This window comes from Aquirufa avitistagni (assembly GCF_042715545.1).
GTDB lineage: Bacteria > Bacteroidota > Bacteroidia > Cytophagales > Spirosomataceae > Aquirufa > Aquirufa avitistagni.
Map to the genome: position 1 here is coordinate 448,415 of NZ_JBBKXZ010000002.1, position 17,292 is coordinate 465,706.

Below are 17,292 nucleotides of genomic sequence, written 5' to 3' on the forward strand. Positions count from 1 at the left end.
ACGGCCTGAATCAGGTTACGGGCGGATAAACCGCAGTTTCAAATATACGACTTTGCACAATATGTAAGTTAAATTTTATAAATTCCTGCCAAAATACCATAATGATGAAAAAGCTACTCTTGCTTCTCTTTTTGCCTTTTATTTTTCAGGCCAAACCGCTGCGCGTGGGCATCGCAGGCATGACGCACGGACATGTGGGTCAGGTGTATACGGCGATCAAAAAGCCCCAACAAGATGTAATCATTGTAGGATTTGCCGAACCGAACAAGGAATTAGGTTTGGCCTTATTAAAGAAACAAAATCTCCCAGATTCGCTTTGGTTTCCATCCTTAGAGGCTTTGATCGCGAAGACCAAACCGGAGGCAATCGCTGCGTTCAATAGTATTTACGAACACCTCGAAGTGGTCAAAGTTTGCGCTCCCAAAGGAATCCATGTCATTGTGGAAAAGCCGTTGGCCGTCAACATGGATCACCTCAATCAAATGAAGGCACTCGTTGCCAAAAATCCCATTCATCTACTGACAAATTTCGAAACAACTTGGTATCCTTCGCATGCCAAAATGTGGCAGATGGTCAAAGAAGAAAAAGCTTTGGGAACGATTCGCAAAGTGGTGATTATGGATGGCCACCGCGGACCTCAGGAAATAGGTTGTGCCCCTGAGTTTTTAAACTGGTTGACAGATCCGGTATTGAATGGCGGCGGAGCGCTTATTGATTTTGGATGTTACGGAGCTGATATCATGACGTGGTTGATGGATGGCAAACGGCCGCTTGCTGTGACGGCGGTGACCCAACAATTAAAACCGGATGTGTATCCGAACGTGGATGATGAGGCGAGTATTATTTTGACGTATCCAGATTGCCAGGCGATTATTCAAGCGTCGTGGAACTGGCCCTTTGACCGGAAGGATACGGAAGTGTATGGGACGAAAGGAATTTTGGTGGCGGATAAAACCAATAAGATGCGCTATGTGACAGGAGATCGATTTGGTCAGGAAGGAATGCTTTCGTTGGATCCATTGCCACATGACGTTTCGAATGTGTTTCCGTATTTAGCCGCTGTCGTGCAAGGCCGAATTAAACCACAAAAGGATTTGTCATCTTTCGAGATCAATCAGGTGGTTGTAGAAATATTGGAGGCGGCACGCGAATCAGCCAAAACAGGCAAAAAAGTACTATTACAGCACTAATTCGAGTCCGAGTACCCCTAGCAAACCCACAACGGCGAGGATGGTTTCCATGATGGTCCAGGTGCGTAAGCTGTCTTTGATAGATACGCCGAAGTACTCTTTGTAAAGCCAAAATCCCGCGTCATTCACATGCGAAAGGACCATAGAACCCGCCCCGATGCTCAAGGCAAGGAGGTTAGGATTTACGCCCGAGGAGGCTAATAAAGGCAATATCAATCCGGCCGTCGTGATGCCAGAAACGGTCGACGAACCCGTCACGATGCGCAATACCGCAGCAATTCCCCAGGCAATAATCAATGGATTTACTGCGGAACCTTGCGTCATTTCATGCATGGCGTCGCCCACATGCATCTCTTGTAAAATTTCTTTGAAGGCGCCTGCTCCGCCGAATGTCAGCATCAATGGGGCAACATCTTTGATGGAATCCACCAACCAGTTGCTGATTTCAGGCCACGAAATTCCGCGTCTTAGTCCGAGAAAATACACTGCGGCAAACACGGAAATTAACAAAGCAACCATCGGCTCACCGATCAAATCAATACCCGGAAGATGGACAAAAGATTTAATCGCAATGAGTGCCACGGGCAATAAGAGAATCGATAAGCTAATGCCCACCGAAGGATTATTTCCGCTGTCATCAGATTCCACAAACGACATGGGCGTGGCGGGGATATTTTTCAGGGTTTTTCCAAATAGCCAACCGGAAGCCAACATCGCCGGAATCGAAATCAAGATACCATAGCCTAGTGTCGTCCCCATTTCGGCCCCGGGTAAATGGGTCACTAGATAATAGGGTGCGGGATGTGGCGGGAGAAATCCTTGGGTGATGGAAAGTGAGGCCAACATCGGAATTCCTAAATATACAGGAGGTAAATTATAGCGCTCTGCCGTGGACAGTACGAGTGGGGTGAGCAATAAAAAGGCCACGGAAAAAAACAAGGGAAGTCCTACGATAAAGCCAATTAGCATGAAGGCAATTGGTAGGTTTTTCGGGCCAAAGAGGCCCACAAAATATTCGGAGAGGACGAAGGTAGCCCGACTTTTGGCAACCATTTTGCCCAACATGGATCCTAGAATAATGATGGGAATAATGGAACCCAGTGTTCCGCCAATTCCCTTTTGCATGGCGGCGATGGTCTGCTCAGTTGTTAATGATGCGGCGATACCCAAACCAAGCGAAACGACGAGAAAGGCAATAAAAGGCTGCAATTTCATGACCGAGATGAGGGTCACTAGAACGAATATTGCCGCGCAGATTAGGAGCCAAATGCTCATATTTTTTAGAATACTTGAATAACGAAGTTGGAAAAACCTCTGCAATATTCCAACTCTACCCACGATAAGGCAGATTAAAAATTAAACAAGAAGCCTTACATTTGGTTTACCTTTTTGAAATTTAAACTTACCTATGAAAAAAGTACTTTCACTCATCGTCTGCCTAAGTGCAGCTTCCTTTTTTAGTTTTGGGCAGTCGGCGAAAGCCCCTGCAACACCACCCGCAAAACCTGCTGATTCCACGGCAGCAAAGCGACCGGCATCCAAGTCTAAATCCTATGATCAGGTCATTACGAAGGACGCTAAATCCAAAAAAGGATTATTTACGGCGCACCAAGTAGGCGATAAATATTACTTCGAAATTCCGAAAAAGCATTTGGGCAAAGACATGTTATTGGTCAGCCAAATCGCGAAACTTCCTAGCGGCATCGGCGGAGGCTATGTCAATGCGGGAACGTCTTCACGTGAGCAATTGATTGTCTGGGAGAAATTTCAGGAAAAGATCATGATTAAAGTCAAATCGTACGCATCCGTGGCGGCAGATTCCTTGCCAATAAGCTTGTCGGTGAAAGCCAATAATTATGAGCCGACCTTGTACATGTTTGACATTGAAACCTATAGCAAAGATTCGAGCAACGTGGTAATCGATGTGACGAAGTTTTACAGCAGTGACATTCCAGCGATGAGTGGTTTGGACGCGTCATTACGTGAGGCTCATAAAGTTAGAAATTTAGATCCGAGCAGAAGCTTTATTCGTTCGATTAAATCCTTCCCGTTGAACATCGAGGTCTTACAAGATTTTACATTTAATGCCTCGAAGCCATCGGTGACGCCTTACACGGAAACACTTAGTATGCAGATGAATCAGTCGATGATTTTATTGCCTGAGAAGCCGATGAAGCCGCGTTTATTTGATCAGCGTGTGGGTTATTTTACACAAAAGCAATATGATTATTCGAGTGAAGAATTAAAATCCGATCAAAAAACATATATCCAGCGCTGGCGTTTAGAGCCCAAAGATATGGCAGCCTATAAGCGTGGGGAATTAGTTGAACCGATCAAGCCGATCGTCTATTATTTAGATCCAGCTACGCCGATGAAATTGCGCAAGCACATGAAAAAGGGTGTGGAGAATTGGCAAAAAGCCTTTGAGGTAGCTGGATTTAAAAATGCCATCATTTGTAAAGATCCACCGACTGCCGCTGAGGATCCGGATTTTTCTCCGGAGGATATTCGGTATTCCGTGATTCGTTATGTGGCAAGTACGACACGAAATGCGACAGGGCCAAGTGTCAGCGATCCACGTTCAGGAGAGATAATTGAGAGTGATATTATTTGGTACCACAACCACTTACGTTCGTATCGGAACCGGTTTCTATTAGAGACGGGAGCGTCCAATCCGAATGCTCGGACATTAGATACGCGTGAAGAGGACATTGGCGAAATGATGGAAATGGTGATTTCACATGAGGTAGGTCACGCATTAGGTTTCCCACATAATATGGGAGCGAGTAGTTCGTATGAGGTGGAGAATTACCGCAAGGGAGACTTCACAACTAAAGAGGGAATCTCTGCGAGTATTATGGATTATGCGCGTTTTAATTACATCGCGCAGCCGGGAGATCAGGGAGTTCGATACATTCGCCAAATGGGACCGTATGATAATTATGCGGTGAATTGGGGCTATCGTGTTTTACCGGATGCGGTTCGTCCAGAAGATGAAGTGCCGACTTTAGACAAATGGATAGAGGCCAAAGCTGGTGATCCAAGATTCCGTTTTGGAAATCAGGGAACGACATTTGATCCAAGTTCACAGACGGAAGATATCGGTAACGACCCGATTCGCGCAAGTACGTATGCGGTGAAAAACTTGAAATATGTGGCTAAGAATTTGGCTGATTGGACGAGTAAAAAGACGAATGATTACGAAGATTTGATTGAATTAAATGATGAGCTTTTAGGTTCTTGGTCGCGCTATGTAGGACACGTGACGACGATGGTGGGTGGTGTATATGAGCAATATGCGAAACCAAATCAAAACATTTCATCGTACAATCCGGTACCGAAAGCGAGCCAACAAGCCGCTGTTAACTGGTTGATTACCAATGTATTCACGAATGTTGACTGGTTGATTAATAAAGAAGTGGTTACGCATCACATGGCCGGATACACGGATCGGATTCGTAGCCTACAAGTAAGCCCGTTGAACCGTATGTTGAGTTTAGAGACTTTTGCACGCTTGGATAACAGTGGTTTAACTACGTCAAATAATTACAAGACGATTGATCTTTTTCAAGACTTACGCGGAGGCATTTGGACTGAGTTAGCTTCAGGTAAAAACATCGATCGGTATCGCCGGAATTTGCAAAAAGCCTACATCGAACGCTTGAAGGCCTTGATGACAGATCAGGCACCAGCGCCTCCTGCTGCGGTTGGTCAATTTGGCCCAGCGCGGGAGACTTATCCAGTAGCGCAGTCGGACGTTCGTTCGATCGTTCGTGGTGAGTTAAAAGCGCTTCAAGCAAGCTTGGCCTTGGCGAAGGGCAAGTATGCGGATAAGGAAGTACGCTACCATTTGGATGATTGTTTGGAGCGTGTGGGTTTGATTTTGAATCCTAGGAAGTAGTTTTTAGGAGAAAAAATTCGATGATTACTCCATTCAAAATATGCCAAATGAAGTAGTGGCTTAGTCGAATGAGTAGTGCAGAAACGAAGCCGCTTTTTTTCAAGTAAAAGGCCTGTATTAAATTCATGGCAAAACCTGAAAGGAACGCATATATGATAAACCAAAGCGGGCCACTTGGGAACTGTTCAAGAGGCTCACGTAGGGAAGTAAGTAAGGCGATTCCCCAAAATATAGGGGGAATCGCTTTTTCGTTTGTATAGCGCCTTGCAATAAATAAGACTAATGTGATAGGAATTAGTCGATAGAAAACCTCAATTTCAAAAGCACCGGAGAAGAACAAAAACAGCGAATAAGGGAAAGGTTGCGTGTAGGGAGGAAGTACTTTGTGCGGCGGATGATGCAAGCCATGCTCAATAATTAGTAAGTCGGCAAATCCAAAAGCCAAGCCAATCAGCACAGGCATCCAGACTTTGTTTTTTAAGGAAATAGTCTTTTCCCAAAATTCAGGAATTTTAGCGTTTGGAATTAAGAAGACAAACGGAATACCCATACACATGAATAAGACATTTTCATAGTTCCAGATGCGGGGTTCGGCCTGTTCAAAGGATGTTTGATGGCCGATGAAAATGCCAAGAATTGTTATGGCGAGGAATCCGAGGTAGATTACTATCGAGCGGTTCATGTTTATTGGGCTTCTACATAGCTTTTGAAGTTATTCAAAATCATCTGCCAGCCTTCTTGTTGTAGATCCTCTGGGTTTTGATTTTCCGGCTCAAAGTGTTCGGTTACTTTCGTTCCTGCTTCGATGGTTTCGAAAGTAACCTGCATATTGCGGCCATCGCCAATGTAAATGTGGAGCGATTGTTCTGGGTTAATTTCAAGGTAAGTGCCCCAAAAATCAAAGCTCATCGAGCCGTCTCTAGCCGCCATTTCGTAGTGAAATTCGCCGCCCACTTGCAGGTTGGTGGTCGCTTTCGGGCAATGCCAATCGGGGGAAGCGAAGTTCCAGTTTTGGATATGTGCTGGGGTTGTCCATTTTTCCCAAACGATATGTATAGGAGCGTTGATTGTTGTTTGTACGGTAATCATCATCGTTATTTGGCTCCATCCATGGAGCTTTGTTTTGTTTTATCGGCTTGAGGCAAACGCCCTTTTGCGTTAGCAATTTTCAATACGACGGCGTTCGGCCATTTGTTATTCGTGTAGAAGCGTTGGCCATTGACGGCGCTAATTGTTAAACCTAATGGGCTCGCAGTGACGTAAGTTTTCGCATCAAAATCTTGTTTGTATTCGACAAGTTCCCCTTTGTAACCTAAGGTTTCCACCGTCGTTTTCTCATTTCCAAGGATGTTCGAAAGTACGAAATTTTTGCGTTCGCCGTATTTCCAGTCGTCCGGCGAGGCACGTAAGATGAATGCATAAATGTATTTTTCATCGTTCGATTGTGTATACCAAACGCCTTCTTCTTTGATGATTGGCATCGGTTTCACGGCGTAAATAGCTTCGGAATAGGCGAAGTTCCAAAGTGCGATTTCGCCTAGGATTGCTTCTTGTTCGATTTGAATTTCCCCGTTTGGTTTTGGACCTACGTTTAATAAGAAGTTCCCTCCTTTCGCTCGAATTTCGGCCAACATATTAATAACGGTAGTTCCTGATTTCTGTGGATCGTTGGTTGGCTTATATTGCCAGTCGGTGCCCATCGTATAACAGGCCTCCCAAGGTCTAGGCAATGCTGCATTCGGCGTTGTTTGCTCTGGGGTTTTCATGGCGTCCCGGGTGATGACTAAATCTGGATTGATCGACCATGCATGTTCACGGAGACCATCGCCAGGCCCGTCGATGAATAGGATATCGATTTTGCCGTATTGGGTCAACAATTCTTTCAGTTGGGCCTTGTCATATTCCATCAAACCTGGATTGGTTTTTGGGTAATGTGCGGGATCTTGGGCTCTGCCGATCGGTTGCTTGTGCGTATGTAAATAGTAAAAATCGTCTGGAGAAAAGTAGAGCCCAACGGCAATTCCCTCGGCTCGAAAGGCTTCGACGATTTCTTTGGTCACGTCCCGTTTAAAGGGCGTGTTCATCACATTGAAGGTAGTCGTTTTGGTATTGAACATGGCGAAACCCGCGTGGTGTTTGGCGGTGAAAACCACATATTTCATGCCGGCGAGTTTGGCTAATTTGGCCCAGTCTTTAGGTTTGAACTGTTCTGGATTAAAGTAGGACGGAAGTTCTTTGATGTATTTATTGACATATTCGTCAGACGCACCCGCCATCGAGTGACTGATCACGGCGCCCAAACTTACATCCACATTCCAGTGGATAAACATCCCGAAACCTAGGTCTTGAAACCAATTAACGCGGTCCGGTTTATTGGCGGTTTGTTGGCCTATTGCCGTAAAACCGAGCAGGAGGAAGAGGAAAATCTTTTTCATATAGCTAAAAGAGGTCGAGCGTTTAAATCTACCAAAAATGTATTCTAGATTGAAATTATGAACTTAAATTTACCCACCCATTCTCTTTTTTAGGAATGTGGCCTCATTGAGAATGAAGAAAATAGTGATTTTGTGTCTGCTCAGTCTGCCCGCTTTTGGGCAGTCGGACACCTTGCGGGTTACGTTTGGGGCCTATTTGGAAACCTACTATGGGCATTCATTCGCTAGTCCTCGGGCGCGAGAAAAGTCGGCCTTATTTTACAACCACACATCACTTAACCGACCGGCCATTAACCTAGGACTCGTGGAGTTTTCGGCGTCAAAATCGAAGTGGACGCTTCGGGGGGATTTCATGTTAGGAACCTATTCGCAGAAAAACCTCGCCTCCGAGCCGGGTCTGTTGAAGCATATTTACCAACTCAATGCGCAGGTGCAATTAGCGCCTAAACACCAGTTGATCGTGGGAATTATGCCTTCGCACATCGGCTTGGAATCTGCCAAAAACTGGGAAAATTCGAGTTTTTCCCGTAGTTATATCGCGGAGAATTCTCCCTATTATGAAACGGGTTTGGCCTGGAGTTATAGTCCTACGCAGCGAATGAATGTGAAGGTTTTGGCCTTAACGGGTTGGCAAACGATGCATCGATTCCGCCCGGCATTAGGGACACAGATTACGATTGATAATGCCAAAGGCCTTCGATTTAATTCCAGTGGTTTTATCGGGGATGAAGGAATAGGTTTGCGGGTGTTTTATGATAACTATGTGTTGATTCCCATTTCAAATCGGTTCAATGCTTCCATCAGTTCGGATTTTGGGCTTGAGTCAGGGAAGTTTTGGCATGGGGCAGCCGCCTTTCTTACTTGGAAAGCGAAGCCTTCGCTGAAATTCACCGGGAGATTGGAATATTATAATGACTCGCATGCCATTATCTTGACGGAATCTTTGAAGGATGTTTCGCAGTCGTTGACCGTAGATTACCAATTGAAATCTTGGACGATGTTGCGTGCCGAGTTGAAACATTCTGCCAAATGGGGAAATGAAATCGCAGCGGGGCTTTTGTTCAACTTATCGGCCAATTGACCCAGGGCATCTTATGGGATAATTAGGGGCTTTGACTATATTTGCACAAACAAAATTCAAGCACTATGATTATTGAACCTAGAATGAGAGGGTTTATCTGTTTGACATCACACCCAAAAGGTTGCGAGAAGAACGTATTGAATCAAATTGACTATGTGAAGTCCAAAGGCAAAATTGCCGGGGCGAAAAAAGTGCTTGTCATCGGAGCCTCAACGGGTTTTGGTTTAGCCTCTCGCATCACGAGTGCATTCGGATCGGATGCCGCGACGATAGGCGTATTTTTTGAAAAAGCACCTGCAGAAGGCAAAACAGCCTCTCCAGGGTATTACAATAGCCTTGCTTTCGAAGCAGCGGCAAAAAATGCGGGTCTTTATGCGAAGAGCATCAACGGCGACGCGTTCTCCAACGAAGTAAAAGCACAAACGATTGATTTAATCAAGGCGGATTTGGGCCAAATCGATTTAGTGATTTATAGTTTAGCATCTCCGGTACGCCAGCACCCAGTTACAGGTGTATTGCACCGTTCGGTGTTGAAGCCTATTGGCGATACGTTCACGGACAAAACGGTTGATTTCCACACAGGCATTGTTTCGGATGTGACGATTACACCTTGTAACGACGAAGATATTGCGAATACGGTGGAAGTAATGGGTGGTGAAGATTGGCAAATGTGGATGGATGCCTTATTGGACGCTGGCGTTTTAGCCGATGGCGCGATGACGGTAGCGTATTCGTACATTGGGCCAAAAGTAACAGAGCCGGTTTACCGCAAGGGAACGATTGGAATGGCAAAAGACCATTTAGAAGCGACGGCGTTTAAGATTACGGATGATTTGGCCAAAATAGGAGGCAAAGCTTTCGTTTCAGTGAACAAAGCTTTGGTGACTCAAGCCAGTTCAGCGATCCCTGTGATTCCATTGTACATCTCGTTATTGTATAAAATTATGAAAGCCAAAGGCACGCATGAAGGTTGCATCGAGCAGATCCAACGTTTATTCAGTGCGCGTTTATATACGAATGGTTCGATTCCAGTGGACGAGAAAGGACGTATCCGCATCGACGATTGGGAAATGGATGAAGCAGTTCAAAAAGAAGTGGCTGAATTGTGGAAAGGCGCTACGACAGAGAACCTTCCAGCGATTGGCGATTTGAATGGATATAAATCGGACTTCTCTAGTTTATTCGGCTTCGGATTTGATGGCGTTGATTACGCAGCAGATGCGAATGAAATGGTCGAGATTCCGGGATTGATTACGGTAGTGAAATAAATGGAAAGCCATCTGAAAGGATGGCTTTTTTATGAGTTTATGAGCATATTCGAACGCATGCGTGCCGGCGGAGTTATTCCAAATAGCGACCCAGCATGGGCGGAGGTTTGGGAAAACCGAATTAACTGCCCGACAAGTATCTCAACGCACTGGTGACTTAACGTGTAAATTACTAGGGGATCGCGTAGAGATTGCAGGGGAGGCGGTATTGTATTTGCGAGGCGAGATTGAAATCTAATACAGAAAGTTCCTCAAAACAAATTTCGATTGTGGTTCGTTTAACCCTCATGCAAGGCGTTAAAAAACAATATTTACCCTCCAAAACCTGCCCCGTTTGCAACCGCCCTTTCGCCTGGCGTAAGAAATGGGAAAAGAATTGGGACCAAATCATCTATTGTGGTGAAAAGTGCAGACGTAGCAAATAAGTTTACCGACCAAGACATCGACCGAATCATCCAAATGGCTTGGGAAGATCGCACGCCCTTTGAGGCGATCGAATTCCAGTTTGGACTGAAAGAAAAAGAGGTCATCGAATTCATGCGCTTGAATAGCAAAGAGTCCAGTTTCCGCATGTGGCGTAAGCGCATGGGCGGCAGGAATACCAAACATCTACAAAAACGCGTTGCCCTAGATCCGCGCTTCAAATGCACGCTGCAACGCAGTATCAGCATGAATAAAATCAGCAAGCGCTAGTGAATTTCCCTACCAACCTGTCGGATGTTTACGAACGCATCGACCAATTTGACCCTGAGCTTTATGCGCGGACCCGTAATTTTGTCAAAGGTGGCGTCTCCTATTTATCCCCTTATTTGTCGCGTGGATTTATTACCGTTCCTCAAGTCGTTAAGCGACTGAAAGACCGCGGAATTGGTTTAGAACAAGCGGAGAAATTCATCCAAGAATTAGCTTGGCGCGAGTTCTACACCCGCACGTGGTTTCAAAAAGGCGATGGGATTTTTGAAGATATTCGGCATCCGCAAGAAGGGGTTCTGTATTCAGGAATGCCCGCGGCAGTATTGGATGCCAACACCGGAATTAAGGCCTTGGATAGTCATTTAGGCACCTTTTCTGTGTCAGGGTACCTACATAATCACCTGCGGATGTACCTGGCAGCGATAACCTGCAATGTGGGAAAATACCATTGGAAGGCCCCCGCTTCATGGCTCTATTACCATTTATTGGATGGGGATTTAGCGAGTAATGCGCTGAGCTGGCAATGGTGCGTGGGGACCTTCAGCAACAAACAATATTATGTGAATCAGGTGAATGTCAACACCTACACAGGCACAGGCCAACGGGACACTTTTTTGGATTTTGACTACGAGGATTTGCCTCTTCAGGCTGTTCCCGAAGTTTTACGGAGTTCCGTGGAGGCTGAGCTAGCTTTTACAGCACCCCCGACAAAAACACCGGTTTTACAGGAGGGAGTACCTACCTTCATTTATACCCATTACACGCTCGATCCCACCTTCCACGAAAGTGAAGCAGGCAATCGAATTTTGGTCTTGGAACCAAGTCATTTTGCGAAGTATCCAATGGCGCCAAAGACCATACAATTCATATTGGATTTAGCGGCAAACATCCCGGGAATTCAAGTTTTTTATGGAGAATATGCGGAGCTTAATGTAAAAGGTATTTTCCGCGATCACCCCATCAATGCCCATTTTCAAGGTATTCGCGAGGAGCATCCATCCTTAGCTCCAGGCTTGCCAGGAGAGTTCAATAGCTTCTTTTCGTTTTGGAATAAACTAAGCAAACAGTTGCGCTAGAAAGGTTTCCGCTCTTCGCAGGTGCGCCTCACTTTTTTCTACAGGCATCTTATCCCAGGTACTGATGAGCATGGCCCAACGGGGATTTTTCTTGAAAGTTACCCGTTGTTTATCCAAGAATCGCCAAAATAATCCATCCCAAATTTCCTGCCATTCGCCCTTCGGATAATCGCTCATTTTCAGAATGTAATTGGACCCGCAGATGTACGGTTTCGTCGTCATCAAACCGCCATCGCTAAATTGCGACATGCCGTAGATATTCGGAACCATCACCCAATCGTATGCGTCGATGTACATTTCCATGAACCAACGGTAAACCGCATCCGGCTTGATTTCGCACAATAGCATAAAATTCCCTAGCATCATTAGGCGTTCGATGTGGTGATTGTATCCAGTTTTTAACAGCTTGCGAATGGTTTGGTCGATCGGTTCCACGCCGGTTGTTCCTGTGTAAAAGGCCGCAGGCATATCGTTGGTGAATCCCCAATAATTCGTGGTGCGCTGTTGGCTCCCAATTTTCCGATACAACAATTGCACAAATTCTCGCCATCCCACAACCTGGCGAATGAAACCTTCCACACTATTTAATGGCGCAGCGGAGGCCGCGACACGCTCGATCACCTGAGTCGGATTCAATAATCCCACATTAATCAACGGACTTAAAATACTATGGAATAAGGTCTTTTCCTGCGCCTTGATCGCATCCTCATAATCCCCAAAAAGCGGTATGCGCTCTCGGATAAATAGCTCCAATGCAGCCTGTGCTTCATCATGTGTTACGGGATAATAGGCTCCGGAAAAGGGCTTTTCGCTCGATCCAGGATTGGCCGGGAAATACGTGTAAACATAATCGATGGCTTCAAGAATGTATTTATTAGTCGGTGTCTCCGGAAACGGCGCAGGAATGAAGGTATTCTTAGGTATCTTTTTGCGATTATCTGCATCAAAAGTCCATTGGCCGCCCATTGGTTTTCCATCTTCTTCAAGCAATTGTCCGCGATCTTTTCGCTGTTGTGTGTAGAAGGCTGTTTGGAAATAGGGCTTGCGGGTTCCGAGGAGCGAAGTGTCTGTATTGAGGAAATTTGGGCTTGTTAATAAACGAATGTCTGCCGTTCGACGCAGTCGGCGTTCCAACAAATAATCATTGGGATCGAACAATGAAACGGGGCCTGTAATCGACGCGACCAGTGCGACTTCCGAAGCGCGAGGATCCTGCGCATCGATGTATTCTACGGTTTTCCCTGCGGCCCGAAGGCGATCCGCGAAAGCGCGCATGCTTGCTCGGTGGAAGATTAGCTTTTGTTTATGGAAGGCGTATTGTTTGAAGAAAAGAGTTGATTCCACTACATAGAAAACGTCTGCTTCCTGAGCTAGGGTTTCTTCAAATAATTGGTTCGGGAAAATCAGGAATGCGCTCATTTATTCACGTGTTTTTCAAGGATTCGCGCCCCCTCTTGTCGTGCCTTTTTTGTTTTCCGCATCGCCCAAACTTGGTCCGATGCCGTTTTGCGTGTGGCACTCAAATCCACCACCGGAGCAGGATAATCAAACCCAATTTTTACGCCGTACAAGGTCTGCTCCATGTCACTCAATTTCCAAGGTTCATGAATTAAAGTTGAAGGGACTGCCGCTAATTCAGGCACCCACTTTTTAATGAAGACACCTTCCGGATCGTGGGCATAAGAATTCTTGATTGGGTTATAAATCCGGATCGTATTAATACCAGTGACGCCGGCTTGCATTTGGATTTGTGGATAATGAATTCCTGGTTCGTAATCTAGAAATTGACGTGCCAGAAAATGTGCCAAATCTCGCCAATCCTGCCATAAATTAAATACGAAAAACGACACCACCATCGCTCGCATACGGAAGTTCAAATAGCCCGTCGCAACCACGCAACGCATGCAGGCATCAATAAGCGGAACGCCGGTTTGGCCGTTTTGCCAAGCATTTATCAACGACTCATCGCGCTGTTTTTCAAGGCCTTGATAGGCCTTATTCACATGTTCAAATTCCATCCGTGATTCATCCTCAAACTTTTGCATGAAATGCCCCTGCCAGTGTAGGCGTGATGTAAAATTTGAAAGCGCCCGTTTGTTGGCCGCCGTTTTATAATGCTGCATCGTGAACGTATAGGCCATCCGCATGCTGATATTTCCATAGGTTAAGTACGGCGAAATGCGACTGCATGCGCGCCGACTGGCCTCCGGCTTGCTGATGGATGAACTGTACGCGGGATGCCGGGTTTCAATGAAACTTTTCAAGTATTTCCAACCCCAATATTCGCCCCCTTCTTGGAAAACAGGGTTACGCGTTTTGAATTCAAGGGGAAGTTCGGGACCTTTAAAAGCCGTGTAAAATTCAGACGGTAAACGCAGCAAATTCCAGTTATCCTCGCGAACTAAATAGGGTTCGTGCCGCATCGTTTCTTCCCAGCGTTGTTGCCACGTTTTACGTGATTTCAAACGGCGAATCACGCCGCCCGTTGGCGTCTCTTTCCATGCAATTTTTTCGCGCTTGCAAAAAGCCGTAACCTCTTTGTCTCGCCGATAACTTAAATCGTTTCCGATTTCTTCGTGAGAGAATATTTGGTGAATAGTATATTGCGCTGAAAGCGCCTGAAATACAGGCAGTACTTCGGAATGAAAGAGATACAAAATACCATTTCGGTCTTCCAAACGCCCCTGCATTTCAACAAGTGATTCATGCACAAATCGCCAGTGACGCACATCGCTATCCGGGAATGCGAGTAAGGAAGGTTCGAAAAAATAGATCAACAATACCGGAATATCTTCCTCCAATGCCCGGTACAACGGCTCGTGGTCCGTAAATCGGAGATCACGTTTAAACCAGACGATATTGATGGGAGATTTGGGCATATAGCATAAACTGCAAATGCCTTCGGTTGTTTTCAGAATGGAAAAGCACTACTTTTGTGACTTCAAATTCCCTAATGTATCAAAATGAAACAATTGATAGCCACCTGTCTTATGTTAGCCTCGTTTACGATGAGCGCACAAACCGGAAGTATTGAAATGAGTACCGGTGGTTTCTCATTTATTCCTGCGTTTACGTCTAAGGAACCCAATATGATTATCAATGCGAGTACGAATCCGAAAAGAAGGCTGACCGGATCATTGATGTACATGATGCGAATGAAGAGTTTGACGCCCACCACGGTGGTTCTTTTTACGCGTTATCGATTTATTGATAAGAAATTTAAAGCAACGGCGGGGATTCATATGCCGGCATTTCAAATGACTGATCAGTATAAAGTAACGAGTTTCTTTGGCCGGGACTTAACGTTATCCTACCCGGTAAACGCATCCTGGAATGTGGGCTCTTTTATTCTAAATGGAAATGCGCGAAATACGGATTTTAAGGTGACGCTGGTGTCGGGGAATGCAAACTACCATCACAAGAAATGGAATTTTTTCTCACAAGGATATTATTTGTCGGTGGGTGAGTTAACTGGTGTTGCAGAGACGATTTCTTATGACATCAACAAACATTTTCAGGCCAAAGCCTTTGGCAATTATACCATCACGGATGGCCAGGTGATTGGTACTGTGGGTTTGAAATATAACCTATAAAAAAAGGGAGCATTTGCTCCCTTTTTCATTAGTAAGTTAACCCATGCCCAAAGGCAAACAAACCATATCCTGGGCCTTCCATGTGACCTGGAACGTCGGATTTATTCGCCTCAACAGCCGCTTGGTTAATCGGCGTTGTGAATGGCATCTTGCCTGATGGCTTGTAGGCCCCCGTCACGATGTCCAACAAAGCTTCTTGTGTCGTACCAAAAGTCGCAATAATGGATGAAGCTTTACCCTTGTCGATTTCCTCAATCACCCATGGATTCGTGTAATTAATCGCAATGACCGTTGGCTTAGCATTTAAAACTTCATTAACATGATTCACATCAATGCGGTTTTTAGACAAATTCAGGTCGATTTTTGAACCTTGGGAACTGAATAAACCACCGGCTGTAGGAACTAGCCACAGTAAAACGACATCGGCCTCCTCTTTTGTTGACACAAACTCGAGACCCGGATATTCTGGTTTCGAAACTTTGATGGCCTCTCCTGCATTACGCCCGGATTGGAAGTAGGTTTCAAAATAAACCTTTGTTTTCTTGGCTAATGGCAAACGCTTTTCATCATTGCGTAATAGCACAATTGATTTCCGCAAGGCCAAATCAGCCGCCGCAACTGCCTCCTTATTACCCACCGTTTTCACCGCTTCCTCGACATTGACATACGGATTCTCAAATAGGCCTAAATCAAATTTCTCTTTTAATAATTTTGACACAGATTGATCAATGCGCGCCTCTGAAACTAGGCCTTTTTTCACTACGTCAATCAAGGTGGTCGGATCTGCCGCACCAGAGAATATGTCCACGCCTGCTTGTAATGCTTTTTGGTAGCGCGCAGGAATGCTCATACTTTCCACTCCCCATGGCATCATTTCGATTGGACCTGTATCCGAATTAATGATTCCACTGAAACCTAATTTGCCTTGCAATAAATCACCAATCATCGCCTTGTTATAAGAGAAACCCACCTCCTCAAATTCCTTGCCTTTCGGTGCGGAATAGTATGGCATAATCGCCGATGTACCAGCCGCAATCGCTGCTTTAAATGGTTTCACATGGTAGTCAAACATGCCACCCGGATAGTGTGCGAATTTTCCCCAATCAAAATGGGAATCCTGCCCGTCTACTTGCGGCCCACCACCTGGAAAGTGTTTCGTGGTCATCGCCACTGAGGTGTTTGAAAGTTTATTTCCTTGGAAACCTAACACGATTTGAGTGATCATTTTCGAAGCTAAATCCGCATCTTCTCCGAATGTTCCTTCTACACGTCCCCAGCGAGGTTCCGTGGCCAAATCTGCCATGTACATATAGCCTTTTCGTAATCCGACCGAGCGCCATTCAGCTGCGGCTGTTTCCGCAAACTTACGCGTTAAATCAAAGTCGCGCATCGCCGCCAAACCTAATTCGCCTGGCCATTTTGAAAATGCCGTTAGGCCCACGCTCAATCCCACCGATGCATCGGTCGTCACATGATTACGTGGATTCGAGGCAACAATGGCAGGGATTCCTAATCGAGTACTTTCGCAAAGTTCCTGTAAGTTATTTGACCACTTGGCCATAATTTCTGGAGAAGCACTTGCCCGTAAAATGAAGTGACGTAAGTGAAATTGAGATACGCCTTTGGTCGTACCGGCTGCCGACATATTGGGTGCGTCCAGCGGTTTGCGGGTAAACATGTTGGTGTTTTGAACCAAATCTTCCTCATTAAACCCTTCCGTGATTTTAGGTCTTGGACCACCGCCACCTTGAACCCCATTATTGAAGACTTGATCTCCTCCCATGCGGGTCGTACTGATGAGCATAAATCCCACCTTTTCTTCAAGCGTCATTTGGGATACCAAATCTTTAATACGCGCCTCTACGGGCAAACGCCAGTCTTCGTATTTGTCAAGTTTATTGTTCTTGTTAAGATCTTTAAATGACAATTTTCCTACACGAAGCGTAGGTGTTTTCATGGCGACAAGGACAGGCTGCGTTTGGGCTAGTATCGAACTAGAAGCAAAAAGCAGCGCAATAAGCATTCGTGATTTCATGGGTTTTTTATTTCTTTGTA

The 17,292-nt window shown here is 45.5% G+C and carries 15 protein-coding genes; 8 read left to right on the forward strand and 7 right to left on the reverse strand.

Going from position 1 to position 17,292, the window contains the following annotated elements; genetic code table 11:
- The first annotated feature begins 104 nt into the window (after positions 1-104).
- The gene (locus U0R10_RS07735) at positions 105-1,190 is read left to right on the forward strand and encodes a Gfo/Idh/MocA family protein (protein ID WP_377983389.1); all 1,086 of its coding nucleotides are present in this window, start codon (positions 105-107) and stop codon (positions 1,188-1,190) included.
- Here U0R10_RS07735 and U0R10_RS07740 read toward each other — a convergent pair.
- Positions 1,179-2,465: a GntP family permease gene (locus U0R10_RS07740; RefSeq protein ID WP_377983390.1), complete on the reverse strand. Its 1,287-nt coding sequence runs from the start codon at positions 2,463-2,465 to the stop codon at positions 1,179-1,181. The genes U0R10_RS07735 and U0R10_RS07740 overlap by 12 nt on opposite strands.
- Before the next feature lie 133 nt (positions 2,466-2,598).
- On the opposite strand from U0R10_RS07740, the gene U0R10_RS07745 reads away from it, so the two are divergent.
- Positions 2,599-5,091, forward strand: a complete 2,493-nt coding sequence (locus U0R10_RS07745) for a zinc-dependent metalloprotease (protein ID WP_377983391.1) — start codon at positions 2,599-2,601, stop codon at positions 5,089-5,091.
- On the opposite strand, the gene U0R10_RS07750 is transcribed toward U0R10_RS07745, so the two are convergent.
- From U0R10_RS07750 to U0R10_RS07760, 3 genes are read right to left on the reverse strand one after another with little or no spacing between them, the layout of a single operon-like run.
- The gene (locus U0R10_RS07750; protein WP_377983392.1) at positions 5,081-5,773 is read right to left on the reverse strand and encodes a hypothetical protein; all 693 of its coding nucleotides are present in this window, start codon (positions 5,771-5,773) and stop codon (positions 5,081-5,083) included. The genes U0R10_RS07745 and U0R10_RS07750 overlap by 11 nt on opposite strands.
- Positions 5,774-5,775: 2 nt before the next feature.
- Entirely contained in the window at positions 5,776-6,183 is a 408-nt protein-coding gene (locus U0R10_RS07755; RefSeq protein WP_377983393.1) for an SRPBCC domain-containing protein, read from the reverse strand.
- Positions 6,184-6,185: 2 nt separating this feature from the next.
- Positions 6,186-7,526 (reverse strand): alpha-L-fucosidase, encoded by a 1,341-nt coding sequence (locus tag U0R10_RS07760; protein WP_377983394.1) that lies wholly within the window; start codon positions 7,524-7,526, stop codon positions 6,186-6,188.
- Positions 7,527-7,638: 112 nt separating this feature from the next.
- Here U0R10_RS07760 and U0R10_RS07765 point away from each other — a divergent pair, with 112 nt between their 5' ends.
- The 5 genes from U0R10_RS07765 (at position 7,639) to U0R10_RS07785 (ending at position 11,644) form a co-directional block, all read left to right on the forward strand.
- Positions 7,639-8,607, forward strand: a complete 969-nt coding sequence (locus U0R10_RS07765; RefSeq protein ID WP_377983395.1) for an outer membrane beta-barrel protein — start codon at positions 7,639-7,641, stop codon at positions 8,605-8,607.
- Between the two features lie 65 nt (positions 8,608-8,672).
- Entirely contained in the window at positions 8,673-9,875 is a 1,203-nt protein-coding gene (gene fabV, locus U0R10_RS07770; protein WP_377983396.1) for an enoyl-ACP reductase FabV, read from the forward strand.
- 287 nt (positions 9,876-10,162) lie between these two features.
- On the forward strand, positions 10,163-10,300 hold the full coding sequence (locus U0R10_RS07775; protein WP_377983397.1) for a DUF2256 domain-containing protein: 138 nt from the start codon (positions 10,163-10,165) through the stop codon (positions 10,298-10,300).
- Positions 10,275-10,568, forward strand: coding sequence for a TIGR03643 family protein (locus tag U0R10_RS07780; RefSeq protein WP_377983526.1), 294 nt, complete (start codon positions 10,275-10,277; stop codon positions 10,566-10,568). Before U0R10_RS07775 ends, U0R10_RS07780 begins: the two co-directional genes overlap by 26 nt.
- A complete protein-coding gene (locus U0R10_RS07785) occupies positions 10,568-11,644 on the forward strand; it encodes an FAD-binding domain-containing protein (protein WP_377983398.1) in 1,077 nt (358 codons plus the stop codon). Before U0R10_RS07780 ends, U0R10_RS07785 begins: the two co-directional genes overlap by 1 nt.
- Here the strand turns inward: U0R10_RS07785 and U0R10_RS07790 are convergent.
- Complete coding sequence (locus U0R10_RS07790) at positions 11,624-13,063, reverse strand: cryptochrome/photolyase family protein (protein ID WP_377983399.1); 1,440 nt, start codon at positions 13,061-13,063, stop codon at positions 11,624-11,626. The two genes, U0R10_RS07785 and U0R10_RS07790, sit on opposite strands and share 21 nt — an antisense overlap.
- On the reverse strand, positions 13,060-14,523 hold the full coding sequence (locus U0R10_RS07795; RefSeq protein ID WP_377983400.1) for a cryptochrome/deoxyribodipyrimidine photo-lyase family protein: 1,464 nt from the start codon (positions 14,521-14,523) through the stop codon (positions 13,060-13,062). The genes U0R10_RS07790 and U0R10_RS07795 overlap by 4 nt, the downstream gene beginning before the upstream one ends.
- 84 nt (positions 14,524-14,607) lie before the next feature.
- Here U0R10_RS07795 and U0R10_RS07800 point away from each other — a divergent pair, with 84 nt between their 5' ends.
- Complete coding sequence (locus tag U0R10_RS07800) at positions 14,608-15,237, forward strand: hypothetical protein (RefSeq protein WP_377983401.1); 630 nt, start codon at positions 14,608-14,610, stop codon at positions 15,235-15,237.
- Positions 15,238-15,265: 28 nt separating this feature from the next.
- On the opposite strand, the gene U0R10_RS07805 is transcribed toward U0R10_RS07800, so the two are convergent.
- Positions 15,266-17,272: a glycoside hydrolase family 3 protein gene (locus tag U0R10_RS07805; RefSeq protein ID WP_377983402.1), complete on the reverse strand. Its 2,007-nt coding sequence runs from the start codon at positions 17,270-17,272 to the stop codon at positions 15,266-15,268.
- Positions 17,273-17,292: the final 20 nt, after the last annotated feature.